Origin of the sequence: Pengzhenrongella phosphoraccumulans, assembly GCF_045689905.1 — a bacterium.
GTDB lineage: Bacteria > Actinomycetota > Actinomycetes > Actinomycetales > Cellulomonadaceae > Pengzhenrongella > Pengzhenrongella phosphoraccumulans.
Map to the genome: position 1 here is coordinate 1,468,883 of NZ_CP144210.1, position 23,624 is coordinate 1,492,506.

The 23,624-nt window shown below is 73.0% G+C and carries 22 protein-coding genes; 2 read left to right on the forward strand and 20 right to left on the reverse strand.

Going from position 1 to position 23,624, the window contains the following annotated elements; all coding sequences use genetic code 11:
* Positions 1 to 92: 92 nt before the first annotated feature.
* From VTA80_RS06850 to nadC, 4 genes are all read right to left on the reverse strand, one after another.
* Positions 93 to 428, reverse strand: coding sequence for an Lsr2 family protein (locus tag VTA80_RS06850; RefSeq protein ID WP_407344648.1), 336 nt, complete (start codon positions 426 to 428; stop codon positions 93 to 95).
* Between the two features lie 154 nt (positions 429 to 582).
* A complete protein-coding gene (locus VTA80_RS06855) occupies positions 583 to 756 on the reverse strand; it encodes a hypothetical protein (RefSeq protein ID WP_407344649.1) in 174 nt (57 codons plus the stop codon).
* A 20-nt stretch (positions 757 to 776) separates the two neighbouring features.
* On the reverse strand, positions 777 to 2,237 hold the full coding sequence (lysS, locus tag VTA80_RS06860; RefSeq protein ID WP_407345712.1) for a lysine--tRNA ligase: 1,461 nt from the start codon (positions 2,235 to 2,237) through the stop codon (positions 777 to 779).
* Between the two features lie 137 nt (positions 2,238 to 2,374).
* Positions 2,375 to 3,307: a carboxylating nicotinate-nucleotide diphosphorylase gene (gene nadC / locus VTA80_RS06865; protein ID WP_407344650.1), complete on the reverse strand. Its 933-nt coding sequence runs from the start codon at positions 3,305 to 3,307 to the stop codon at positions 2,375 to 2,377.
* 361 nt (positions 3,308 to 3,668) lie between these two features.
* Between nadC and VTA80_RS06870 the strand changes: the two genes are divergently transcribed.
* Positions 3,669 to 5,087, forward strand: coding sequence for a DUF222 domain-containing protein (locus VTA80_RS06870; RefSeq protein WP_407344651.1), 1,419 nt, complete (start codon positions 3,669 to 3,671; stop codon positions 5,085 to 5,087).
* 98 nt (positions 5,088 to 5,185) lie between these two features.
* Here the strand turns inward: VTA80_RS06870 and VTA80_RS06875 are convergent, their stop codons facing one another.
* The 15 genes from VTA80_RS06875 to dacB all read right to left on the reverse strand — a co-directional run bounded on the left by VTA80_RS06875 (position 5,186) and on the right by dacB (position 21,289).
* The gene (locus tag VTA80_RS06875) at positions 5,186 to 6,907 is read right to left on the reverse strand and encodes an L-aspartate oxidase (protein ID WP_407344652.1); all 1,722 of its coding nucleotides are present in this window, start codon (positions 6,905 to 6,907) and stop codon (positions 5,186 to 5,188) included.
* Complete coding sequence (gene panD / locus VTA80_RS06880; RefSeq protein WP_407344653.1) at positions 6,880 to 7,332, reverse strand: aspartate 1-decarboxylase; 453 nt, start codon at positions 7,330 to 7,332, stop codon at positions 6,880 to 6,882. Before panD ends, VTA80_RS06875 begins: the two co-directional genes overlap by 28 nt.
* Positions 7,329 to 8,291, reverse strand: a complete 963-nt coding sequence (gene panC / locus VTA80_RS06885) for a pantoate--beta-alanine ligase (RefSeq protein WP_407344654.1) — start codon at positions 8,289 to 8,291, stop codon at positions 7,329 to 7,331. The genes panD and panC overlap by 4 nt, the downstream gene beginning before the upstream one ends.
* Positions 8,288 to 9,262, reverse strand: a complete 975-nt coding sequence (locus VTA80_RS06890) for a Rossmann-like and DUF2520 domain-containing protein (protein ID WP_407344655.1) — start codon at positions 9,260 to 9,262, stop codon at positions 8,288 to 8,290. Before VTA80_RS06890 ends, panC begins: the two co-directional genes overlap by 4 nt.
* The gene (locus VTA80_RS06895; protein ID WP_407344656.1) at positions 9,259 to 10,722 is read right to left on the reverse strand and encodes a PH domain-containing protein; all 1,464 of its coding nucleotides are present in this window, start codon (positions 10,720 to 10,722) and stop codon (positions 9,259 to 9,261) included. Before VTA80_RS06895 ends, VTA80_RS06890 begins: the two co-directional genes overlap by 4 nt.
* Positions 10,719 to 11,222: a PH domain-containing protein gene (locus VTA80_RS06900; RefSeq protein ID WP_407344657.1), complete on the reverse strand. Its 504-nt coding sequence runs from the start codon at positions 11,220 to 11,222 to the stop codon at positions 10,719 to 10,721. The genes VTA80_RS06895 and VTA80_RS06900 overlap by 4 nt, the downstream gene beginning before the upstream one ends.
* Positions 11,223 to 11,306: 84 nt before the next feature.
* Positions 11,307 to 11,798, reverse strand: a complete 492-nt coding sequence (locus VTA80_RS06905) for a DUF3180 domain-containing protein (RefSeq protein ID WP_407344658.1) — start codon at positions 11,796 to 11,798, stop codon at positions 11,307 to 11,309.
* On the reverse strand, positions 11,798 to 13,408 hold the full coding sequence (gene folK / locus VTA80_RS06910; protein WP_407344659.1) for a 2-amino-4-hydroxy-6-hydroxymethyldihydropteridine diphosphokinase: 1,611 nt from the start codon (positions 13,406 to 13,408) through the stop codon (positions 11,798 to 11,800). Before folK ends, VTA80_RS06905 begins: the two co-directional genes overlap by 1 nt.
* A complete protein-coding gene (gene folP / locus VTA80_RS06915) occupies positions 13,405 to 14,265 on the reverse strand; it encodes a dihydropteroate synthase (protein WP_407345714.1) in 861 nt (286 codons plus the stop codon). The genes folK and folP overlap by 4 nt, the downstream gene beginning before the upstream one ends.
* A 109-nt stretch (positions 14,266 to 14,374) precedes the next feature.
* Positions 14,375 to 14,983, reverse strand: coding sequence for a GTP cyclohydrolase I FolE (gene folE / locus VTA80_RS06920; protein ID WP_407344660.1), 609 nt, complete (start codon positions 14,981 to 14,983; stop codon positions 14,375 to 14,377).
* A gap of 4 nt (positions 14,984 to 14,987) precedes the next feature.
* Entirely contained in the window at positions 14,988 to 17,030 is a 2,043-nt protein-coding gene (ftsH, locus tag VTA80_RS06925; RefSeq protein ID WP_407344661.1) for an ATP-dependent zinc metalloprotease FtsH, read from the reverse strand.
* Positions 17,031 to 17,172: 142 nt separating this feature from the next.
* Positions 17,173 to 17,727 (reverse strand): hypoxanthine phosphoribosyltransferase, encoded by a 555-nt coding sequence (gene hpt, locus VTA80_RS06930; protein WP_407344662.1) that lies wholly within the window; start codon positions 17,725 to 17,727, stop codon positions 17,173 to 17,175.
* Positions 17,728 to 17,739: 12 nt separating this feature from the next.
* Positions 17,740 to 18,765, reverse strand: a complete 1,026-nt coding sequence (gene tilS / locus VTA80_RS06935; RefSeq protein WP_407344663.1) for a tRNA lysidine(34) synthetase TilS — start codon at positions 18,763 to 18,765, stop codon at positions 17,740 to 17,742.
* 6 nt (positions 18,766 to 18,771) lie between these two features.
* Positions 18,772 to 19,857 carry a zinc-dependent metalloprotease gene (locus tag VTA80_RS06940; protein WP_407344664.1) on the reverse strand — a complete coding sequence of 362 codons (1,086 nt, stop codon included), beginning with the start codon at positions 19,855 to 19,857 and terminating at the stop codon, positions 18,772 to 18,774.
* A gap of 16 nt (positions 19,858 to 19,873) precedes the next feature.
* Positions 19,874 to 21,289, reverse strand: coding sequence for a D-alanyl-D-alanine carboxypeptidase/D-alanyl-D-alanine-endopeptidase (dacB, locus tag VTA80_RS06945; protein WP_407344665.1), 1,416 nt, complete (start codon positions 21,287 to 21,289; stop codon positions 19,874 to 19,876).
* 169 nt (positions 21,290 to 21,458) lie between these two features.
* Here dacB and VTA80_RS06950 point away from each other — a divergent pair, with 169 nt between their 5' ends.
* A complete protein-coding gene (locus tag VTA80_RS06950) occupies positions 21,459 to 21,962 on the forward strand; it encodes an inorganic diphosphatase (RefSeq protein WP_407344666.1) in 504 nt (167 codons plus the stop codon).
* A 98-nt stretch (positions 21,963 to 22,060) separates the two neighbouring features.
* On the opposite strand, the gene VTA80_RS06955 is transcribed toward VTA80_RS06950, so the two are convergent.
* A complete protein-coding gene (locus VTA80_RS06955; protein ID WP_407344667.1) occupies positions 22,061 to 23,455 on the reverse strand; it encodes an NlpC/P60 family protein in 1,395 nt (464 codons plus the stop codon).
* Positions 23,456 to 23,624: the final 169 nt, after the last annotated feature.

Consider the following 23,624-nt stretch of genomic DNA (forward strand, 5'->3'; position numbering starts at 1 on the left):
GAGCGCTGACGTCCTAGAGGACGTCAGCGCTCGGACGTTGCTGGTGGTGCTCAGTGCCTACCGCATCGTTCTCACCACGGGGTGGGAACTACTCAGTGCGCAGCCTCGTACGCGGCCTTGATGCCAGCCGAGATGCGTCCACGCTCGGACACGTTGTGCCCGTTGGCGCGGGCCCACTCGCGGATCGCCGTGGCGTCGCTCGCCCCGCCGGACCGACGGGCGCCGGCGCGTGCCGGACGACCGGCCGTGCGGCCGCTGAGCTTGCGCGCGTGGCCGACCCACTGGCCGAATCCGTCACGAAGCTCGCGGGCGTGATCCGCCGTCAGGTCGATCTCGTAAGAGACGCCGTCGAGGGAAAAAGTCACGGTCTCGTCGGCCGTTCCGCCATCGATATCGTCAACAAGAAGAACTTGGACCTTCTGAGCCATCGGATTACCCCTTGATACGTGGTTGAAAAATACGTGGCAGGCAAAAGCATGTCACTTCGCCAATCCCCCGTCAAAGTGTAGCCCCGACATCCTGCGGATAAGGCACCAAAAGTTTGGTATGACCAAGACGGGTTTAGGTGTTGGCTTGGCCTGATTACTTCGGGTTGTCGGCAGCGGCTTGCGCTGCACGCTCCGCTGCATCCATCCGCGCAAGGGCGGCGCGCTCGGTCCGGTCGGCATTCACCAGTGCCCGGATCGCAAGGTAGAACAGGAAGCCCACCCCGAGGGACGGGACGAGCGCGGCAACAGCAGTAAGGAACGGGCTCACGCATTCACCCTAACTGTCCGTCAGGCGAGAGGCTTGACCAACGGGAACAGGATCGTCTCACGAACACCCAGCCCGGTCATGGCCATCAACAGCCGGTCAATGCCGAGGCCCATGCCACCCGCCGGCGGCATGGCGTACTCCATTGCGGTAAGAAAGTCCTCGTCGACCGCCATCGCCTCGTCGTCGCCGGCCGCGGCTAGCAATGCCTGCGCCTCGAGGCGCTGCCGCTGGATGACCGGGTCCACAAGTTCGGAATAGGCGGTCGCCAGCTCGAAGCCGCGCACGTACAGGTCCCACTTCTCGACCTTGCCCGGCTCGGTGCGGTGCGCACGGGTCAGGGGAGACGTATCGACGGGGAAGTCCCGCACGAACGTGGGTGCCACGAGGTGATCCCCCACCAGGTGCTCCCAGACGGCCTCGACGAGCTTGCCGTGATTGACCTTCTTCGGTTCGACCGCGAGGCCGAACCGATCGGCGATCTTCGTCAGTTCTGCAACGGAGGTCGACGTCGTGATCTCTTCACCCAGCGCACCGGAAAGGGACTCGTACAGCGAGAGCGCAGTCCATTCACCGCCGAGCTCGTAGTCGTCGCCGCTGGGCAGCGTGATCGTCGTTGTGCCGAGCGCATCCATCGCGGCGGTCTGCACCAGGTCGCGCGTCAGCTCGGCCATGGTGTTGTAATCCCCGTAGGCCTCGTAGGCCTCGAGCGACGCGAATTCGGGCGAGTGCGTGGAGTCGACACCCTCATTGCGGAAGTTGCGGTTGATCTCATAGACGCGCTCGACGCCGCCGACGACTGCGCGCTTGAGGAACAGCTCCGGCGCGATCCGCAGGTAGAGCTCCAGGTCGAACGCATTCATGTGCGTGGTGAACGGACGAGCTGAGGCACCGCCTGCAATCGTGTGCAGCATCGGTGTCTCGACCTCGAGGTACGCGCGCCGGTGCAGATTCTCACGAACCGAACGCACGACGCCGGCACGCAATCGCACCATGTCGCGCGCGGCGGGGCGGGCAATGAGGTCGACATAACGCTGGCGAACGCGCGTTTCTTCCGACAGATCCTTGAAGAGCACAGGCAAGGGCCGCAATGCCTTCGACGCCAGCTGCCACTCGTCGGCAAAGACGGAGAGCTCGCCGCGCCGGGAGCTGATGACCTTGCCGTGCGCGAAGAGGTGGTCGCCGAGGTCGACGTCCGCCTTGAAGGCAGCCAAGGACTCTTCGCCGACCTGGGCCAGGCTCAGCATCACCTGGAGGCGTTCCCCCTCGCCGTCCTGCAGGCTCACGAAGCAGAGCTTGCCGGTGTTGCGCAGGAACACGACACGACCGGCGATCCCGACGACGTCGTCCGTCTCCTGGCCCGACTCGAGATCGGGGTGCTCGGCGCGCACCTGGGCGATCGTGTGGGTCCGCGGCACGGAGACGGGGTAGGCCTGCTGGCCGGCGGCGAGCAGCCGCTCCCGCTTGTCGAGCCGGACCTGCATCTGCTCGGGGAGGGCGCTGGCGTCGCCCTCGGCATCCGGGTTGTTGCCCACGGGAGGGTCGATGCGCTCTGGCGAAGTCACCGGTCGATCCTACCGACCAGTGCAAAACGCCCGCCGACGGGCCGGATCTGGCCAGATCAGGTCCGGGAGATCAGGTCCAGCGCCAGGTCGAGGATCGGCGAGGAGTGCGTCAGGGCACCGACGGACAGGTAGTCGACGCCGGTCGCAGCGACCTCGGCGGCCCGCTCGAGCGTGAGGTTCCCGGTCGCCTCGAGCTCCACCCGGCCGGTCCGGGCCTCACCGGCACGGACCGCGGCGACGACGTCCGTCAGCAGCGGCGTCGGCATGTTGTCGAGGAGCAGGAACCGCGCGCCGACCTCGACCGCCTCGAGCGCCTGGTCGAGGGTGTCCGCCTCGACCTGCACGACGACGTCGGGGAAGTGCGCGCGCACCGCCGCCACGGCGGCCGCCACGGACCCGGCGGCCACGACGTGGTTGTCCTTCACCATGGCGACGTCGTACAGGCCCATCCGCTTGTTCGTCCCGCCGCCGCAGCGCACCGCGTACTTCTCGAGCGCGCGGAGCCCGGGAGTCGTCTTGCGGGTGTCGAGCACGAGGGCGTTCGAGCCGGCGAGCGCGTCCGCCCAGCGCCGCGTGTGGGTGGCCACGCCGGAGGCACGGCTCGCGAAGTTGAGCAGGGTCCGCTCGGCCACCAGCAGCACCTGGACCGGGCCCGTCAGGACGGCGAGGACGTCGCCGGCCGCGACCCGGGCGCCGTCGGGCACGCGGAGCTCGACCGTGACGTCGGGGAGGGCGAAGCGGTCCGCGACCTGTTCGAGGACGTCCGCCACGACCACGAGGCCCGCCACGACGCCCGCCTCGCGCGCCACGAGGTGGGCGACGCCGACCTCGCCGATGGCGACAGTCGCCTGCGTGGTCACGTCCCGGCCCGGGGCGGGCCCGAGGTCCTCGTCGAGCGCGCGCGCAACGGCAGCGCGGATCCAGGCGGGGTCGAGGCCCCGGTCAGGCGTGCCGGGAGCGGGTGCAGGGGTCGTGCGAGGAACGGTCACCGGACCACGCTAGCGGCGACGGCGACGGGCTCGGGTCGCCCGTCCAGCCCCGGGCGTCGTGGTCCGGCGCCGGGCATCGTGTCCTTCCACCCGTGCCCGACGGCGGCGCTACGTCGCCTCGCGACGGGGATGGGGACAGCCCTGGCGTTTGTTGGCGTTCCTTGCTAGAATCAAACGCATGTTCGACTTCGAGCGGTTTTGCGACGGCGGTGACGCGGGTGACCGCGAGCTGGGGGTGCGAGACGTGTTGCCGCGAGCCGAGCGCCCTGAGCGCGCGGCCGGCGATGGTGCCGATTCGGGCGCGGGTGTCGGTGCGTCGCGGCTGCGAGTCGCTCAGTCGCCGGTAGCGGGGCAGAGTGCTGTGTCGTTGCTGGCGCCGTCGGCGGAGCTGATTGCCTCCTGGGACGCCGCAGGCACGCAGATCGAGGCACCCGTGCCGCCCGCCGACCTGATGGCGTTCTGGGAGTTCGCCGACGCGCAGCTCGGCGAGCCTGAGCCGGCGGTGCAGTTCGGGGAGCCGGTCGTGGACTCTCTGGACGACTTCGCCCTGGTGGAGCTCATCGGGGATCTGGAGCGGGAGGCGTCGTGTGCGCGGGCGCGGCAGCTGATCGTGGTGGAGGCGCTGTCGCGGCGGGAGTCGATGAACCCGTTCTGGCCCGTGAAGGTCTCCCAGCCGAACATCACGGCCGAGGAGGTCGCCGCCGCCCTGGGGACCTCCCGCGCCGCCGGCCGGACCCTGGTGGACACCGCCCGGCTGCTCGCCGGCCCCCTGATCCCCACCGCCGCTGCCCTGCATGCCGGTCACATCGACTGGGGCAAAGCGAAGATCTTCGCCGCCGTCCTGGGCGACGTCGCGGTGCAGGTCGCCGTCGACGTGCAGGCCCGGGTGCTGCCCGACGCGGGTCGGCGCACCCACGCCCAGCTACGCCGCGACCTGGCCCGGGCGTTGATCGTGGTCGACCCCACCGACGCCGAACAACGCACCGTGCGCGCGGTCGACAAACGCCGCGTGTGCCACCCCAAGCGCCTGGCAGACGGCATGGCCGGCATCTGGGCCGTGCTGCCCGCCGCGGTGGCCACCCAGATCGACAACGCCCTGTCCACCGCAGCCCGCACTGCCAAGGCGACCGGCGACCCCCGCACCCCCGACCAGCTCCGCGCCGACACCCTCGCCGCCGCCCTGACCGGCCACGAGCCATACGGCCCGGGCGCCTCCTTGACCGGGGCGAAGACTGCCGGGTCGTGCGGGGGCGGCTGTGCGGGGGTGCGCGTGGACGTGACGGTGTCTTTGGCCACCCTGCTCGGGCAGGACGAGAACCCCGGGGAGCTGGCCGGGTACGGGCCCATCACCGCGCAGACCGCCCGCCGGTTAGCCACCGCGGGCACGTGGCGGCGCCTGGTGACCGACCCCACCTCGGGCACCGTCCTGGACGTGGGCACAACCCGCTACCGGCCCCCCGGCGACCTCGCCGCGATCATCCGCGCCCGCGACACCCGCTGCCTGGCCCCGATCTGCGAGATCCCCTCTCACCGCTGCGAGCTGGACCACCGCGACCCGTTCCACCCCGACGGCACCGGCGGATCCACCTCCGCGGCGAACCTCAACCCGCTGTGCAAACGCGACCACCTGATCAAGACCCACGCCCGCTGGCGCCTGACCCGATCCACGGACGGCACCGCGACCTGGACCACCCCCACCGGACACACCTACCGCCACCGACCCGAACCACCCCCCGGACACGAACCCCCACTCGCCTGGGACCCCGCACCACCGTTCTGACTCGACGCGATCTGATCAGTCCGGTTCCATTTCCAGTTCCGGTTCCCGTGCGCGCACGTTGTGCCCGCCGACCGTCCTGATGCCCAGTTGCCCGGGCGCTACTCGAGGTCGGTGCGGGTGACGCGCAGCGCGCCGTCGTCGTCGAGGGTGGCGACGAGGCGGACGCGCCAGTCGTCGTCGGGCAGGGGGAAGTCGGAGCGGAAGTGACCGCCCCGGCTCTCCGTGCGGGCGAGCGCCGTCTCGGTGAGGACCGTGGCGACCTGGTGCACGTTGGTCGTCTCCCACTCGGCGACCTGCGGGGCGGCGACGACGCCGATGGCGACGTGCGCGTCCGTGCGTACCGCCGCGAGCTCGGCCGCAGCCTGGTGCAGCCCGTCCGCGGACCGGACGACACCCGGACCGGTGGACGCCGCTCGCTGGATCCGCGACCGCGCGGCCGCGGCGACGAGCATGCCGGGCCCCGGCCGCTCGACCGGGTCCCGCTGCGGCAGCTCGCCGGCGGCTACCCGCGTCGCGGCGTCCCGGGCGGCGCGGTGGGCAAACACCAGGCCCTCGAGCAGGGAGTTCGAGGCAAGGCGATTGGCTCCGTGCACCCCGGTGCAGGCCACCTCGCCGGCGGCGTACAGCCCGCGCAGCGAGGATCGACCGGACAGGTCGGTCACCACGCCGCCCGAGTGGTAGTGCTGGGCGGGCGCGACCGGGACCAGGTCGTTCGCCAGGTCGATCCCGTGCTCGAGGAGCTTCTCGCAGATGGTCGGGAACCGTTTGCGCAGGAAGTCGGCACCGAGGTGGCGGGCGTCGAGCAGCACGTGGTCGGCGCCCGTCGCCGCCATCCGGCGCACCATCGCATGCGCGACGACGTCCCGCGGCGCCAGCTCGGCCATCGGGTGCACGGCCGGCATGAACCGCACGCCGTCGGTGTCGAGCAGCAGCGCGCCCTCGCCGCGGACCGCCTCGGAGATGAGCGTGAGCTGCCCGCGGACGCCGGAACCGAGCCAGAGCACGGTCGGGTGGAACTGGACGAACTCGACGTCCCCGACGGCCGCACCGGCGCGCAGGGCGGCCGCGATGCCGTCGCCGGTGGCCTGGGGTGGGTTGGTGGACGACCGGTAGACCTGGCCGATCCCGCCGGTCGCCAGTATGACGGCCCGCCCGAGCGCAGCACCGACCCCGTCCCTCGACCCCTCGCCGATGACGTGCAGGGTCACCCCGCAGGCGGGTCCGGGTCGTCCGTCGGGACCGGGCGCCGCCGTGAGCACGTCGAGGACGAGGGCGTGCTCGATGACCTCGATCCCAGGGTCGTTGCGCACGGCCTCGAGCTGCGCGACGAGCGCACGGGAGACCTCTGCCCCGGTGGCGTCGCCGCCCGCGTGCACGATCCGGTCGGCATGGTGCCCACCCTCGCGCGTCAGGGCGAGACCACCGGCGACATCGAGGTCGAAGCGGGTACCGAGCGCGACGAGCTCACGCACGCGCGCGGGGCCCTCGGTGACGAGCACCTCGACGGCGCGCGGGTCGCACAGGCCGGCCCCGGCGATCAGGGTGTCGGCGAGGTGCGCCGCCGGTGAGTCCTCCGGGTCGAGCGCGGCGGCGATGCCACCCTGCGCCCACACGGTCGACCCGGACGCCAGCACGCCCTTGGTCACGAGCAGGACGCGCGGCACGCGCGTGCGCAGCTCGAGGGCGGCCGTCAGCCCGGCGATCCCCGAGCCGACGACGACGACGTCGGCCTGGGCGGTCCAGCCGGCCAGCGGAGCCGCGAGGGTCGAAGCGATCCGCGGCGCCGGCTGCGTCACGCCCGGCTTCCTTCGAACACCCATCCGCTCGGCGCGAGCCCGCCGTGCATGGTGAGCCCGACCTCGGGCAGCTGACCCGGGTCGCTCGACGCGTCCACGATCCGGTTGTCCGCGTCGACGAACACGACGCGTGGCCGGAAGGTCCGCGCCTCGGCGTCGTCGAGCGAGCCGTAGGCGATGAGGATGACGACGTCGCCCGGGTGCACCAGGTGCGCGGCCGCGCCGTTGATGCAGATCTGGCCGGCCCCGGGCTCCCCCGGGATCACGTACGTGCTGAGCCGGGCGCCGTTCGTCACGTCGACGATGTCCACCCGCTCGCCCGCGAGGAGGTCCGCCGCGTCCAGCAGGTCGGAGTCGACCGTGACGGACCCGACGTAGTGCAGGTCGGCCTCGGTCACTGTCGCGCGGTGGATCTTGGCGGTCATCATCGTGCGTCGTCTGGACGTCACTTCGTGCCCTCCTCGGGCTCGCCCAGCCACAGCGGGGCGTTGTCGATCAGTCGGGTCTTCCCGACCCGGGCGGCGACGGCCAGGACGGCCGTCCCGCGGTACCCGGCGGGCACCTCCCGGGCGGTGCGCGGGTCGATGAGCGCCAGGTAGTCGAGCTCGAGGTCCGCACCGGCGAGCTCGGCCGTGGCCGCCGCGCGGACGGCGTCCCCGTCCTGGGCACTCCCGCGCAGCGCGGCCTCGCCGGCGCGCAGCGAGCGAGACAGTACGAGCGCCCGATCGCGCTCGTCCGCGGACAAGAAGGCGTTGCGCGAGGACAGCGCGAGCCCGTCGGTGTCTCGCACGGTCGGCGAGGCGACGATGACGACGGGCACGTCGAGGTCGCGGACCATCCGTTCCACCGCCATGACCTGCTGGGCGTCCTTCTGACCGAACACCGACACGTCCGGCGCGGTGAGGTGGATCAGCTTGAGGACGACCGTGAGCACGCCGTCGAGGTGGCCGGGGCGCGTCACGCCCTCCAGGACCTCGCCGAGCTGACCGGCGACGACCCGGACGACCGGGTCGCCATCGGGGAACATCACCTCGGGGGTGGGGGCGAATACGACGTCGACGCCGACGCTGGCAAGCAGGTCGAGGTCGCCGGTCAGGTCGCGGGGGTAGCAGCCCAGGTCCTCGTTCACGCCGAACTGCAGCGGGTTCACGAAGATCGACACCACGACCTGCTCGGCGAGCTCGCGAGCGCGCGCCACGAGCGAGAGGTGGCCACGGTGCAGCGCGCCCATCGTGAACACCACCGCGCGGCCGTAGGGCTTGGCGTGCGCGACCGGTCGGGCCGCGAGCGCGGCGTCCAGCTCCGCCCGGGTGCGCACGAGCACCGGGCGTGGAGGCTCCCCCGGCTCGTTCGGACCGCGCACGACGCGCGATGCCCTTGCGTCGGCCGTCGGATCGAGCGGGGTCATGCGGTGTCCTCCTGAGGACTCGGGTTCGCTACCAGGGTGTCGAGCAGCCCCTGGGCAGCAGATTCGCGCAGTCGCCCGGCGGCCAGCAGCCGCTGGGTCCCCGCACGGGCCAGATCACGGTAGGCGACGGGGACGTCAAGAGCGCCATCGCGGGTCGCAAGGGCGGACAGGACGGCGAGGTGATCGCGGACCGTGCCGACGTCGCCGCGCGCGACGGGGCCGGTCATCGTCGCGATCGCGCCCTGGCCCGCCTGCGCGACGCGGCCCGTCTCGGCCCGCAGCGCACCCTCGAGCGCGGCCGTCAGCAGCGGGGCCAGCACGCGACCGGGCTCGTCGACTCCGGCCGCGGCGAGCGCCTGCGCCGCCTGCGCGACGAGGACGACGAGGTGGTTCGCGCCGTGCGTGAGGGCCGCGTGGTAGAGCGGGCGCGCGTCCTCGGAGAGCACGACGGGCTCGCCGCCGAGCTCGACGACGAGCGCCTGCCCGATCGGCAGCACGGGAGCCGGCGCGGTGACCGCGAAGCAGCAGCCGACGAGCCGCACGAGGTCGAGCGAGGTCCCGGTGAACGTCATGGCCGGGTGGACCGCGAGCGGGATCACGCCCGCCGCGCGGGCTGGCGCGAGCACCTCGATGCCGTACCGCCCGGACGTGTGCAGCACGATCTGCCCCGCACGCCAGGCGCCGACCTCGGCGAGGCCCGCGACCAGGGGGGCGAGGGCGTCGTCGGGCACGGTGAGCAGCACGAGCTCGGCGCGCGCGACGACGTCGGGCACCTCGAGGATCGGCACCCCGGGCAGCAGCGCGTCGACCCGGTCGCGCGAGGCCTCGGAGATCCCGCTCACCGCGACGACGGGGTGCCCGACGGCGCGCAGCGCGCTGCCCAGCACCGCCCCGACGCGGCCGGCGCCGACGATGCCGATCCCGAGCCGGCCCGGGCGCGCCGCGGCGCCGCCGCGCGACGCCTCCGTCACGAGTCGCCTTCCGGGCGCCGCCAGAGCTCGGGCCCGGCGCTGGCTCGAGCGGTGCGCGCCCGGGCCGCCTGCTCGGTCATGAGCTCCCCGGCGACCGCGGCCTGCAGGTGCGGGACACGCGGGCTGACCGGGCCGGGGGTCGAGTGCACGACCAGCGAGGCGACGCCGAGCTTGCGCTGGATCGGTCCCTGCTCGAGCGAGAGCGACTGGGTGCGCTCGTGCGGCACGAGGGTGAGGCGACGGATCAGCCAGCCGCTGCGGATCAGCAGGGCGCGGTCGGTGACGACGAACCCGGTCCGGCGCCACGCGAACGGGTCAAGCCAGCGCGCCCGGCGCGGCATGGTGGTGAAGCCCTCGTCCTCGCCGGTGCCGTCCATCCCGGCGGCGAGCAGCGCACGCGGGTCGGTGACCCCGAGGTCCGGCAGCACGAGCCAGACCGCAACCAGCGCCTGATCGCGGCTGCCGACCGGGAGTAGCACGTTCTCGGTGGACTGCGCCTCCGCCCCGCTGTACCCGGCCACGTTCATCTCGACGCGCCACCACCCCGGACCGCGCCAGAAAGGTCCCTGGGTCAGGCGCAACGCCTGCACGCGGCCCGGGGGCACGGTCTGCGACCGGGCCTCAAGCAGACCGTGGTGCAGGCCGATGCCGTCGTGGGAGATGGCGGCCCGGAAGTTGAACTCGCGCGTGAACCGTCCCCAGTAGAACGCGACGAACCCGAACGAGGCCGGGACCATCACGAAGATCGAGCCGAACTCCCCGGACCACACCACCACGGTGGTCAGGGCGATCACACCGAGCACGAGGACGATGGTCGCCCCGGACCGAGCCATGCCGACCATGAGCTGCGTCGGCGTGACCTCGAGCACGTGCTGCTCGGGCACCGGTGGGGGCGCGACCGCACCCTCGACCCGCCGGATCCCCGCCGCACGCGCGAGGAGGTCGGTGCGCAGGACAGCGGCGTCGTTCTCGTTGAGGAACGCCAGCGACACCCCCGAACCGGCGCCGCCCGCGACCTCGAGCTTGAGCTCGGCGAGTCCGAGGATCCGTGCCAGCACGGGCTGGACGACGTCGACGGCCTGGAGCCGGTCGAGACGGGCCTTGCGCTGCTGCCGGAACAGGACTCCGCTGTGCAGGTAGACCGCGTCGTCGTCGATCGCGAAGCGCGTCATGCGCCACGCGATCGCGGCGTACCCGAACCCGATCAGCGCGCCGCCGACGATGATGGCGAGCCCGATCAGCCAGGCCCGCCCGTGAAGCAGCTTGCCCGCCTCCTGCACGTTGTTGCCGACCTGCTGGGCCGCGATCACGAGCAGGACCGCGAGAACCTTCCAGCCCTTGACCGCGGGCGTCACCGGGTGCATCCGGCGCCACGTCAGCCCCTCGGGGATGACCACCTCGGTCGCTGGGCTGTCGGACGCCGGGCCGTCGGACGCCAGGCTGGAGACGGGCTCGGTCACAACCCCGCCAGCCGTGCCTCGCCGCGCGAGGCCAGCTTGTCGCGCAGGCGGGTCGCCTCGACCGGCGGCAGGCCGTCGATCGCCGCGTCGGTGCTGGGCGAGGCCGTGTGCAGCTGGACCGAGGCGATGCCGAAGGCGCGCGCGAGCGGGCCGGCCTGCACGTCCACGTACTGCATGCGCCCGTAGGGGACCACGACCATGGAGCGGAACATGATGCCCTTTCGGATGAGCAGGTCGTCCGCGCGCTCCGCGTAGCCGACAGCTCGCACCTGGCGGGGGATCAGCCAGGCGGCCCAGATCCCGAATCCGACGAACACGGCGGGGATGATCCAGAGCCAGACGATCCCGCTGAGGGCCGCCGCCACGACGCCGCCGACCGCCGGGATGCCGAGGAAGATCGCGGTCAGCGCGAGGCGCGACGAGGCGAGCTTCGGTGAGACGGGCGCCCAGTTCACGTCCGGCGGGTCGAACGGACCTGCCGGGACCACCTGCGATGTCATAGACGCCATTGTTCCATCGACGTCGCCCGGGTCGGGTCGTTCGGGCCGCCGGGCCGCGACGGGTGCGTGCCGGCGATCAGCCGCTCACGCGGCGGCGGGGCCGGTCGAGTCCCGTCGAGCGCGCTCCGTGGGGGTGTCCGACGGCGGCGGGACGCGGCAGAACCGCTCCACGATCAGCCCGACGACGGCGAGCAGCACCGAGCCCGCCACGGCGACCGCGGCGCTGATGGCGCGCGCGCGGCGCGAGGCGACATCGAGGTCGCCGACGACGAGGAGCACCTGCGCCGCGTACCAGCCGACGAGCAGCGAGCCCGTGTAGGCCGACGCCTTCGCGAGCACGGCCGTGCGCGCGGCCCGGATGGGGTCGAGCGTCGGCCGCTTGCCCTGCAGGAACTGCCGCACCGCCCAGCCCATCGCGAACACGATCCCCGAGATCAGGACGAGCACGACCACCACGAGCCACGGCACGGGCGGCAGGTTGAACCCCTGCCCCTCGAGCGCGCGGAGCAGGATCCACGCGAGCAACCCCGTGACGAGCGCCAGGAGCGTGAGGTTCGTCCAGCGAGTTCCCTGCATCAGGGCCGACGGTCGTCGGGCAAGGGGTCCCGGACGGGCGCCGACGCCGGCGTCGGGTGCTCCGGAACCCAGAAGACGGGCGGGAGCGCGTGCGCGCCGGAGGTGGCCGCAGGCTGCGCGAGCCCGGGCGGCGGCGTGGGCGGCGACAGCAGGACGGGTTCCGGCACCTCAGGCTCGGGCTCGGCCTGATCCCCGACGGCGTGCGGGGTCGCCCACCAGTCGAGCGCGAGCCAACGGATGCCGTCGCGGTCGGGGGCAGTGGCCGCGAGCGCAGCCACCGGTCCGCCACCGAGGCCGGGCAGGACGGCGTCGGGCGCGATCTGTGCCCACGGCTGCAGCACGAAGGCCCGCTCGTGGGCCCGGGGGTGCGGCAGCTCGAGGTCCTCGGTCACGGCGAGCGTCGTGCCGTACACGATCAGGTCGACGTCGAGGGTGCGCGGGCCCCAGTGCTCGTCGCGCTGTCGGCCGTGCGCGTCCTCGACCGCGTGGATCGCCCGCAGCAGGGCGCGCGGTGCCAGCGTCGTGCGGGCGAGGACCACCGCGTTGAGGAAGTCCGCCTGGTCCGGCCCGCCCACGGGCGCGGTGCGGGCGAGCGGCGAGACCGCGTCGACATCGAGCCCGTCGACCTCCGCGAGGGCGACGATCGCCGCCCGCAGGATGTCCTGCGAGGGGCCGACGTTGGAACCTAGTGCGAGCACGACGTCCACGGCCTCCGGCGGGGCCTGCTCGAGCCGGTCCCGCTCGAGACGGTCGCGTTCGAGCCGCTCCTGGTCGTGCCGGTGCTGCTCGTGGCGGCTGACCTCGAGCTGGTCGTCGTCGATCGGAGCCTGCACGACGGTCTGCTCGACGAGGTCGGGCTCCGGCAGCTCTGGTTCAGCAGGCGTCGGCTCAGCAGGCGTCGGCTCAGCGGGCGTCGACTCAGCGATCGGCGGGACGGCCGCTGCGACGGCGGCGGCGAACGCCTCGACCGCGAGGGCAGCGCCGGCGGCGTCCGGCACGGACTCGGTGACCTGCGCGGCACCGGAGGCAATCGCGCCCACCGAACCGGTCGAACCGGTCGCGGTCGACTCGAACGGGGTCGACTCGAACGGGGTCGACTCGAACGGGGTCGACTCGAACGACCTCGACCCGAACGACGACGACTCCGGCAGCGGCGCCTCGTCCTCGGGCGGCATCCACGGCTCCGCCGCGGGCAGCTTGTGGTGGTCGCGCCGGATGGTCACCACGATGTCGTCGAACGGGACCGTCACGGGCGCCTGCGGCTTGTGCAGCGCGACGTCGACCACGGCGACGGCCTGGTACGCGAGCGCGGTGGCCGCGATCCGCTCGGCAACGGTCTCGATGAGGTTCGCCGGCTCACCGGCAAGCACCGCGGCGACCTGGGTCGCGAGCACGCCGTAGTCCATGGTGAGGGTCAGGTCGTCGGTCGCCGCGGCACGGCGCGTGTCCAGGTAGACGACGACGTCGGCCCGGAAGGTCTGGCCCTCGCGCCGCTCGTGCTCGTAGACGCCGTGGTAGCCGGTCGCGGTGATGCCGACGAGGCTGATCTGGTCGTAGGGGCGCCCGGAGTCGTCGAGGGCGGGGCCGACACCGTTGGGCTGCGTGATCACGTCGTGATGCCCTTCATCGCTGAACCTCGTCTCTGACGGTGGAGCTCGTCGGTGGTGCGTCGTTGAGCGGCGACCCACGCGGCTGCGACGCGGACCGCGTCGGCCGAGCCTTTCACTTCGTGCACCCGCACGCACCATGCTCCCGCGGCGGCGGCGAGCGCGGACACGGCTGCGGTGGCGCTGTCGCGCGCGAGCGGGGCGACCGGCTCGCCGTCCGGCCCGGCGAGCAGGTGGCCGAGGAATCGCTTCCGGGACGCCCCGACCAGCACCGGCCGGCCGAGCGACTGCAGCGCGTCGAGATGCGCGAGCAGCGGCCAGTTGCTCGCCCCGGGCTTGGCGAACCCCAGGCCCGGGTCGAGCACGATCTGATCGTCGCGGACCCCGGCGGCCCGCAGCGCGTCGAGCCGGTCCGCGAGCTCGCGGCGCACGTCCGCGACGACGTCGTCGTACTGGTCGAACGAGTCCATGACGTCCGCGTGCCCGCGCCAGTGCATCGCCACGTAGACGACGCCGGTCTCGGCCGCGGCACCGTGCATCTCGGGGTCCGCGAGCCCGCCCGAGACGTCGTTGATGATCAGCGCGCCGCGGGCGACGGCGGCGCGCGCCACGCTCGCGCGCGTCGTGTCCACGCTGACGACGGCGCCCTGCGCGGCGAGCGCCTCGATCACCGGGAGCACGCGCTCCAGCTCGATCTCGACCGGGACGCGACCGGCGTTCGGTCGGGTGGACTCCCCACCGACGTCGAGCAGGTCCGCGCCGTCGGCCAGGAGCTGCAGCCCGTGGCGCACGGCCGCACCCGGCTCGAACCAGCGGCCGCCGTCGGAGAACGAGTCCGGGGTGACGTTGACGACGCCCATGACCAGGGTGCGTCCCGCGTGCCGGAGGCGGTCGGGGAGGCCCGCCAGGAGCGGCGGGATCGGTGAAGCAGAGGCTGGCACGAGGGTCAGCCTAGGTGCCCGGCCGCAGTCACCGGCCCAGGATGAGGCTCATGGCCTCGGCCCGGGTGGCGACGTCTCTCATCTGCCCGCGCACGGCGGACGTCACGGTCCGCGAACCGGGCTTGCGGACCCCGCGCATCGACATGCACAGGTGCTCGCACTCGATCACGACGATCGCACCGGCCGGGTCGAGGAACTCGACGAGCGCGTCGGCGATCTGCGACGTGAGCCGCTCCTGCACCTGCGGGCGACGCGCGAAGACGTCGACGAGCCGGGCCAGCTTGCTCAGCCCCGCGACCCGGCCCTCGACCGACGGGATGTACCCGACGTGCGCGACGCCGTGGAACGGCACCAGGTGGTGCTCGCAGGTCGAGTACACCTCGATGTCCTTGACGAGGATCATCTCTTCGTGGCCGATGTCGAACGTGGTGCTCAGCACCTCGGCGGGGTCCATCCGCAGCCCGGCGAACGTCTCGGCGTACGCCCGGGCGACCCGTTCCGGGGTCTCGAGCAGGCCCTCGCGGTCGGGGTCCTCCCCGACCGCGATGAGCAGCTCCCGGACGGCCGCCTCGACGCGCGCATAGTCGAACGGGGGAATCGTGCTCGACGACTCCGGGACGACCACGGGAGCGCTCATCGGCTCAGTCCTGCAGCCCGTTGTCGGGGGCCGACGACGGCGGGTCCTCGGTGACGATGATGGCGCCGTGCTCCTCCTGGGCGGTGAGCGCGCCACCGGTGAGGGCCGGCGCACCCCCGTTGAGCAGAGCGCGCTCGGACGGCGTGAGGACCGGCGGCCGCTGCGACACGGCACGGTCGTCGGACGAGAGCCACACGTTGCGCTCGGGTCGCTTGGTGATCGACGCGAAGATCGGGACGAGCTCGGCCTGGTTGAGCGTCTCGTGCTCGAGGAGCTCGAGCACGAGGGCGTCGAGCACGTCGCGGTACTCGACCAGGATCGACCACGCCTCGTCGTGCGCGGCCTCGATCAGGCGACGGACCTCGACGTCGACCAGCGCGGCCACCGTCTCGGAGTACTCCCGGCCGTGACCCATGTCGCGGCCCATGAAGACCTCGCCGGAGTCCTGGCCGAGCTTGATCGCGCCGATCTTCTCGCTCATGCCGTACTGGGTGACCATCTTGCGGGCCACCTCGGTGGCCTTCTCGATGTCGTTCGAGGCCCCCGTGGTCGGGTCGTGGAACACGAGCTCCTCGGCCACGCGACCGCCGATCGCGTACGCGAGCTGGTCGAGCAGCTCGTTGCGCGTCGTGGAGTACTTGTCTTCCATCGGCATGACCATCGTGTAGCCGAGCGCCCGGCCGCGGGGGAGGATCGTCACCTTGGTGACGGGGTCCGTGTAGCGCAGCGCGGTCGCCACGAGCGCGTGGCCGCCCTCGTGGTACGCGGTGATCTTCTGCTGCGAGAGCTTCATGATCCGGGTCCGCTTCTGCGGGCCGGCCACGACGCGGTCGATCGCCTCGTCGAGCTCGTGGTTCCCGACCAGCTGGCCACCCGTGCGGGCCGTGAGCAGCGCGGCCTCGTTGAGGACGTTCGCGAGATCGGCGCCCGTGAAGCCGGGGGTGCGGCGCGCGACGGCCTCGAGGTCGACGGACGGTGCCATCGGCTTGCCCTGCGCGTGCACGCTCAGGATCTGGGCGCGGCCCTTAAGGTCGGGCGGGTCGACGGCGATCTGGCGGTCGAACCGGCCCGGGCGCAGCAGTGCCGGGTCGAGGATGTCGGGCCGGTTGGTGGCCGCGATGAGGATGACGTTGGTGTTGACGTCGAAGCCGTCCATCTCGACCAGCATCTGGTTGAGGGTCTGCTCGCGCTCGTCGTGCCCGCCGCCCATGCCGGCGCCGCGGTGACGCCCGACGGCGTCGATCTCGTCGATGAAGATGATGGCCGGCGCGTTCTGCTTGGCCTGGTCGAACAGGTCACGCACGCGTGAGGCGCCGACGCCGACGAACATCTCGACGAAGTCCGAGCCGGAGATCGAGTAGAACGGCACGCCCGCCTCGCCGGCGACCGCCCGGGCGAGCAGCGTCTTGCCGGTACCGGGCTGGCCGTACAGCAGCACGCCGCGCGGGATCTTCGCGCCGACGGCCTGGAACCGGGCCGGGTCGGCGAGGAAGTCCTTGATCTCCTGGAGCTCCTCGACGGCCTCGTCCACGCCGGCGACGTCGGAGAACCCGACCTGCGGGGACTCCTTGTTGACGAGCTTCGCCTTCGACTTGCCGAAGCTCATCACGCGCGAGCCGCCGCCCTGCATGTTGGACATGAGGAACCAGAAGATGCCCAGGATGATGACGAACGGGAGCAGCAGGCTCAGCAGGCTCGCCCACCAGGACTGGCGCGGCACCTCGGAGTTGTAGCCGCCCTTGGGGTCGGCCTTCGCGATGGCGTCGACCACGGTCTGCCCCTGGGGGACGACGTAGAAGAACTCGACGTTCTTGCCCTTGTCCTCGCCGCCCACGGAGTAGGCCTCGGTGAGGGTGAGGTTGACGCGCTGCTCGCCGTCGACGATCTTGGCCTGCTCGACCTTGCCTTGGCTGAGGAGCTGTAGACCGGCTGAGGTGTCGATCTTCTGCACGCTCGGGGTGAGCATCGTCGAGGCGCCGATCCAGAGGATCGCCACCGCCAGGACGATCCAGATCGCGGGGCCGCGGGTGAGGCGCTTGAGGTTCATGGGCGACGGGGGCGAACCCCCTGATCCCTCCAGATCGCATAGGCAGGTCGAACGTCGAAGTTACACGTTCAACCTGGCGATCCGGCCCTTTGTTCGCCCAGGGCCAAGGCGGCGTGCTCGAAGCGCGCCGCCCGAGCGGGGTTCAGTCGGCGTAGACGTGCGGCGCGAGCGTGCCGACGAAGGGCAGGTTGCGGTACCGCTCGATGTAGTCCAGGCCGTAGCCGACGACGAACTCGTTCGCGATCTCGAAGCCGACGTAGCGCACGTCGACCTCGACCTTGGCGGCGTCGGGCTTGCGCAGCATGGTCGCGATCTCGACGCTCAGCGGGGACCGGCTGCGCAGGTTCGACAGGAGCCACGACAGGGTCAGCCCCGAGTCGATGATGTCCTCGACGATCAGCACGTGACGGTCGGTGATGTCGGCGTCGAGGTCCTTGAGGATGCGCACGACCCCGGACGACTTGGTGCCGGAGCCGTAGGACGACACGGCCATCCAGTCCATCTCGATCGGGGTGTGCAGGCGTCGGGCCAGGTCTGCCATGACCATGACCGCGCCCTTGAGCACACCCACCAGCAGAAGGTCCTTACCCGCGTAATCGGCGTCGATCTGAGCCGCGATCTCGTCGAGACGGGCGCCGAGGCGCTCCTCCGAGATCAGGACCCGCTCGAGGTCGTCGCCCATGTCCGCAGCGTCCACCGTCTTGGCTCCTCAGTCGTGGGGGGTGATGAAGGTCAGACTGCCACATGCGCGGAGCACCCCGATCCGGCCGGGCAGCGCGACCGGACCCTGGCCGTGCCAGGCGGTCACGAGCGCGTCCATCGCGAGCACGTGCGAGCGGTGCAACGAGCCCGGCGGGCAGCCCGCGTCGATCGCCGCGACCCGCAGAGCGCGATGGCGCAGCGCGGCCAGGGCGGCCGCCAGCGGCGCGACCGACAGGGGAGCACCGGCGAGGGGCCCGACGGCGCGGTGCGCCTCGGCGCGCGCGACGGCGACCAGCTCGGCCGCGAGGGCGTCGAGCGCGTCGGCATCGTCGCGGAGCTGGTCGGCGCTGCGCGCGAGCGCCACCGCGACGCCAGGACCGAGGACGTCCTCGAGCACCGGCAGGACGTGCCGCCGGACCGCACTGCGGCGCGGCGCGGGGCCGTCCGTACGCTCCTGGCCGGCGTTGGTCGGGTCGTGCCACGGCTCGAGGCCGAGCGCAGCGCACGCCGCAAGCGTGTCGGCCCGGCGCAGCCCGAGCAGCGGACGTCGGAACACACCGCGCCGCGCGGGCATGCCGGCGAGCGACCGCGCACCCGAACCGCGCGCCAGCCCGAGCAGCACCGTCTCGGCCTGGTCGTCGAGCGTGTGGCCGAGCAGCACGGTCGGCGCCCCGAGCTCGGCGGCGACCTCCTCGAGCGCGCCGTAGCGGGCCTCGCGGGCCGCACCTTCGGGGCCGCCGACCCCGCCGACGGCGACCCGCACGACCCGCACCGGGTCCAGGCCGAGGAGCGCGCACGCGGCCCCGGCGTCGTCGGCCACCGGCCCGCTGCCCGGCTGGAGCCCGTGGTCGACGACGACCGCCCCGGCCCGCAGCCCGAGCCGCGGCGCGACGAACGCCGTCGCCGCCGCGAGCGCGAGCGAGTCCGGCCCGCCCGAGCAGGCGACGAGCACCAGCGCACCCGATGGCAGGTCCCCGAGCGCGGCGCGCACCGCGAGCCTGGCGGCGGCGACCGCCGGCGCCGGGCCGCTCACGGCGCGTCAGCCATGGACGCGACGTACCCAGGCGCGCGGGTCGCCGATCTCCCGTGGCAGGGGCAGAGCCTGCGGCGAGGACCACACCGCGTTCAGGCCGTCCTGGCCGACCGCCCGGGTCACGCTGCGGACGAACTTCGCGCCGTCGCGGTACTGCGCCAGCTTGAGGTCGAGCCCGAGGAGCCGGCGCAGCACCCGGTCGACCGGGCCGTGCGTCCCGGCGGTCGCGCGGCGCGCCTCGAACCGGGCACGGATCCGGCGCACGGTGGGCACGACAGCGGGGCCCACCGCGTCCATCGCGACGTCGGCATGCCCCTCGAGCAGGGCCATCACAGCCCCGACCTCCTCGAAGACCAGTCGCTGCTCGGGTCGCAGGAGCCCCTCGAGGCCGACGGCGTCGTCGTCCCCACGCAGGGTCTTGGCCACCGTGGTGGCGAGCGCCCGGGCCCGGCGCGCGTCGGCGTGGTCGCCGTCGCTCGCGAGGTCCGTGATCAGCTCCGCCGAGCGCGCGCGCAGGTGCCCCGAGAGCCAGGGCGCGGCGGCGAACTGCAGGGCGTGGGTCTGCTCGTGCAGCGCGACCCACAGCCGGAAGTCGGCGGGGTCGACGCCGAGCGCGCGCTCGACCTGGAGCACGTTCGGCGCGACCAGCAGGAGCCGACCCCGCACGGTCCCGTCCGGTCCGGCCGCGAGCGTGAACGGGTCGAACTGGCCGAGCACCTTGCCGGACAGGACGGCGAGCACTGCGCCGGCCTGCGCCGCTCCCGCCAGCCGCGTGGCACGGGAGGGCACCTTGGCACCCTGGCGGACGCCGACCGCGGCGGTGAGGGTCGCGAGCAGCTCGGTGTTCGCGCGCGCCCATCCGGACCGGTCGACCACGAGCACCCGGGAGACCCCCGCCACGGCCGGGTCGGAGCCGTCGGCCGGCACCATCGACGTGATCCGGGCCACGTGCCCGGCGGCGACGGCGGCAGCGCGGCGCAGGTCGACGACCAGGGCCGTCGCCTCGGCGCGGTCGGTCGGCGGCCCGGGCGTCACGAGCCGGTCGGCGAACCGCGCGGCGACGGGCCAGTCCACGGGGGCGTAGTCGGTCATCGGGCCACGGTAGTCGTCAGGAGCAGCCGCAGCCCGCGAGCTGGTCGACGAACGCGTCGATCGCGACGCGCGGTGCGTACTGCCCGCCGACCGGGGTCTGATCAGCCAGGACGACGAACTCGAGCTGCCGCCCGTCGACGGTCACGACCGTCCCGGCGAGCGAGGTCACGCCCGGGAGGCTGCCCGTCTTCGCCCGGACCAGGCCGCGCGCCGGCGGCGAGGGGAACCGGTCGCTGAGCGTCCCGCGCAGGCCCCCGATCGGCAGGTCGATCGCGATCGGGCGCAGCTCGGAGTGCTGACCGTCGGTGATGAGCCCGAGCAGGCCGAGGAGCGTCCGGGCCGGCAGCGCGGAGCCGGCCGCGAGCCCGCTCGTGTCGACCAGGCGGGCGCCGGTCGTGTCCACGCCGAGCTGCTGGGCGCGCGCCACGACGGCGTCGGTCGCGCCGCCGAAGCTCCCGGGCAGACCGGCGTCGATCGCCACGAGCCGCCCGACGACCTCGGTGATCGTGTTGTCGGACGTGGTGAGGAAGTACGCGACGACCTGCGCCATCGGGGCCGACTCGACCGAGCCGAGCGCGAGCGCGTCCCCGGTCGCGGTGACCCGGGCGGGCTTCCCCGTGACCGTGATCCCCTCCGCGGCCAGCGCCGTCGCGAAGGCCGCCCCGGCGGCGAGCGACGGATCGGCCTGACGCTGCGGGTACTCGACGTCGTCCCGCAGCGCCGCGATCTTGACCGCCAGGGCCGTGACCGGGGCGACGAAGCCGTTCGACAGGTAGGTCGCATCCCAGGCGGGGCTGACCGCAGGACCCGAGAACAGCGTGTCGTCCACCCCGAGGGTCACCGTGGTCGTGCCCGCCAGGGTGAGCGCCCGCGCCGCCTGGCGCGCGAGGTCCGCCAGGCCGGCGTGCCCGTTGACCTTGGCCGGGTCACCCTCGCCGGCCGCGAGCATCATGTCGCCGCCGCCCACGAGCACGATCTGGTCCGCCGACCCGCGCACCACCCGGGTGGTGATCGTCGCGTCGCCGCCCAGCGCGCTCAGCGCGGCCACGGCGGTCACCAGCTTGGCCGTCGACGCGGGCGTGTGCGGGGTCTCGTCGTCGTGCCGCGCGAGGACCTCCCCGGTCAGCTGGTCGGCGACGACGACGCCCGCCGAGGGTCCGATCCGCGGGTCGCTCGCGAGCGCGTCGACCAGCGCGGTCAGCCGCTCCGCGGTCGGCAGGGGGGCGTCGGCCGCCAGCGCGGGCAGCACCGGGGCGAGCGCGGGCGCGGTGACCGCGCCGGGCGCCGTCGGGAAGGGTGCGGGCGGCGCCGGGACCGGGGCGAGCGTGACCAGACCCGGCACGACGTCGTACGCGTCGGCGGTCAGGTACGCGCCCCCCGAGAGCGCGACGACGAGGACACCGATGCCGATCGCGCGCGTGACGCTGCTCATCGGAGTCCTTTCAGGTCACCAGTGGGCACATGGGCGCCCGTCGGTGGGCCACAATAGTTCCCTGGCACCACCGGTGGGCCGCAGGACAGTTGGCCGCCACCGTCACATTCGTCGTCCCGGTCGGCCGCACCTCGCGGAGGCACCGGGACGCGCCATGCGGAGGAGAACTGTGGAGTTCGACGTCACGATCGAGATCCCGAAGGGTCAGCGCAACAAGTACGAGATGGACCACGCGACCGGGCGGATCCGCCTTGACCGCATGCTGTTCACCTCGACCCGCTACCCCGACGACTACGGCTTCATCGACGGCACGCTCGGCGAGGACGGCGACCCGCTGGACGCGCTCGTGCTCCTCGAGGAGCCCACGTTCCCCGGCTGCCTGATCCGTTGTCGCGCGCTCGGCATGTTCCGCATGCGCGACGAGGCCGGCGGCGACGACAAGGTCCTCTGCGTGCCGTCGGGCGACCAGCGCGCCAGCTGGCGCCAGGACATCGACGACGTGTCGGACTTCCACCGGCTCGAGATCCAGCACTTCTTCGAGGTCTACAAGGACCTCGAGCCCGGCAAGTCCGTCGAGGGCGCCCACTGGGTCGACCGCGCCGCCGCCGAGGTAGAGATCCAGCGCAGCCGTCAGCGCGCGATCGACACGGGCTACTACGCGCACGAGCACTGACTCGCGTCACCCGCACGACCCACGAACCAGGAGTAGTGGTTGCCGACAACACGGCAACCACTACTCCTGGTTCGTCTGGTTTCGGCTGCTCGGGCTCGCTACGGGCGGCCGGCGTAGGTCATGGTGCTGGCCCAGCGGCCGTTCATCGAGGTCAGGCGACTCAGCACGCCGGGCCTCGCGGCCTCGATGATCTGGCCGCCGCCGGCGTAGAGCGCCACGTGGTAGACGCTCGTCGGGTCGGACGGGTTGTCGCCCCAGAAGATCAGGTCACCCGGGCGCAGCTCGTTGTAGCTGATCTTCTGCACTGCTGCGTACTGCGAGCGGGACGTCCGCGTGATGTTCAGTCCGGCGGCCAACCACGCCTGGCTGGTGAGGCCCGAGCAGTCGTAGGAGTCCGGTCCGGTCGCGCCCCAGACGTACTCCAGGCCCAGCTTGCCGCTGGCCCAGGCGACGGCGGCGGCGCCCTTGCCGGCAGAGCCGCGTGAGCTCCCGGTCGTCGGCGGGGCGGACGGGGTGTCGGTCGTCGGGGTCGGGGTAGGGGTCGGAGCGGGCGCCGGTGCCGGAGCCGGAGCCGGGGCCGGGGCCGGGGTGTTCGGGGTGGCGGGAGTGGCGGGGGTGGCGACGGGCGGAGCGACGGGGGCGGCGACGGGGGCGGCGACGGGCGTCGCCGTCGGCCGCGTGCTGCCCGACGGCGTCGGGGGTGCGGTCCGCGCAGCCTGCGCGGCTGCGCTCGCCCGCGCGGCCCGATCCGCGTCGATCTGGTCCTGGCGGGCCCGCTCGATCTCGGCAGTCGTGCTGCGCGCCGCAGCGAGCTGGACGATCAGTGCCTCGCGCTGGACCTCAGCGGCAGCGACGGCGGCGTCGGCGTCGGCCTGGGCCTGGTTGGCGGCGGCGAGGGCGTCCTCGGCGGCCGTGGCGGTGGCGGCACTCTCGGTCACGGCCGCGTCGGCACGCGAGCTGAGCGTGTCGGCCACGAGCGTCGACGCGCGGAACTGCTGGACCGCGCGGTCGGCCTTGGCGCCCACGCGACTCAGGGCGGTGCTGCGCTCGACGACCTCGTCGAAGCCGTCTGCGGACAAGAAGGTCTGGACACCGTCGATCGCGCCGCCCGAGCGGGCCGCCGCCAGGGCGATCGCGACGAGCGTGCGGCGGGAGGTCTCCATCTGGGCGTTGGCCGACTCGGACAGGACACCCGCCCGGGTCGCAGCCTCCGCGGCGTCGATCCGATCCTGCTCGGCGCGGACATAGTCCTCGCCCGCGGTCGCGGCGGATGCAACGGCCACGTCGCGGGCGGCGCTCTGCTGGGCGAGCTGGACCTCGATGTCGGCGACCGCGCTGACCCCGACGGCGACGGCGCTGCGGGCGGCCTGGAGCGCCTGGTCGGACGGGTCCGCGGGATCGGCGGCCGACGTCGTGGCCGGTCCCAGCGCGATCAGCAGCCCGACCGCGAGCGCCGACAGGGAGGCGCGCGTGCGTGCACGAGTGGGGGTCACGCCGGTGCTCCTTGGGCGATGCCGCGCGCTTCTGCGCGCGAGCCTGAGGTGCACGCTACCCACAGGGATCACTCCAGTGCACACGAACCCCACCAGTCGCAGTAGTCACACCGTTGTGATTCGGGAGCGACTACCCAAATCGACCGCCGACCTCGGCGGGAGCCGGTTG

Coding starts and splice junctions, on each gene's coding strand:
- VTA80_RS06905 (WP_407344658.1), bottom strand. CDS start 11,798: ATGCAGGGAACTCGCTGGACGAACCTCACGCTCCTGGCGCTCGTCACG.
- ftsH (WP_407344661.1), bottom strand. CDS start 17,030: ATGAACCTCAAGCGCCTCACCCGCGGCCCCGCGATCTGGATCGTCCTG.
- folE (WP_407344660.1), bottom strand. CDS start 14,983: ATGAGCGCTCCCGTGGTCGTCCCGGAGTCGTCGAGCACGATTCCCCCG.
- VTA80_RS06940 (WP_407344664.1), bottom strand. CDS start 19,857: ATGACCGACTACGCCCCCGTGGACTGGCCCGTCGCCGCGCGGTTCGCC.
- VTA80_RS06850 (WP_407344648.1), bottom strand. CDS start 428: ATGGCTCAGAAGGTCCAAGTTCTTCTTGTTGACGATATCGATGGCGGA.
- lysS (WP_407345712.1), bottom strand. CDS start 2,237: ATGCAGGTCCGGCTCGACAAGCGGGAGCGGCTGCTCGCCGCCGGCCAG.
- VTA80_RS06900 (WP_407344657.1), bottom strand. CDS start 11,222: ATGACATCGCAGGTGGTCCCGGCAGGTCCGTTCGACCCGCCGGACGTG.
- panC (WP_407344654.1), bottom strand. CDS start 8,291: ATGACCCCGCTCGATCCGACGGCCGACGCAAGGGCATCGCGCGTCGTG.
- VTA80_RS06875 (WP_407344652.1), bottom strand. CDS start 6,907: ATGGGTGTTCGAAGGAAGCCGGGCGTGACGCAGCCGGCGCCGCGGATC.
- folP (WP_407345714.1), bottom strand. CDS start 14,265: ATGGGCGTCGTCAACGTCACCCCGGACTCGTTCTCCGACGGCGGCCGC.
- dacB (WP_407344665.1), bottom strand. CDS start 21,289: ATGAGCAGCGTCACGCGCGCGATCGGCATCGGTGTCCTCGTCGTCGCG.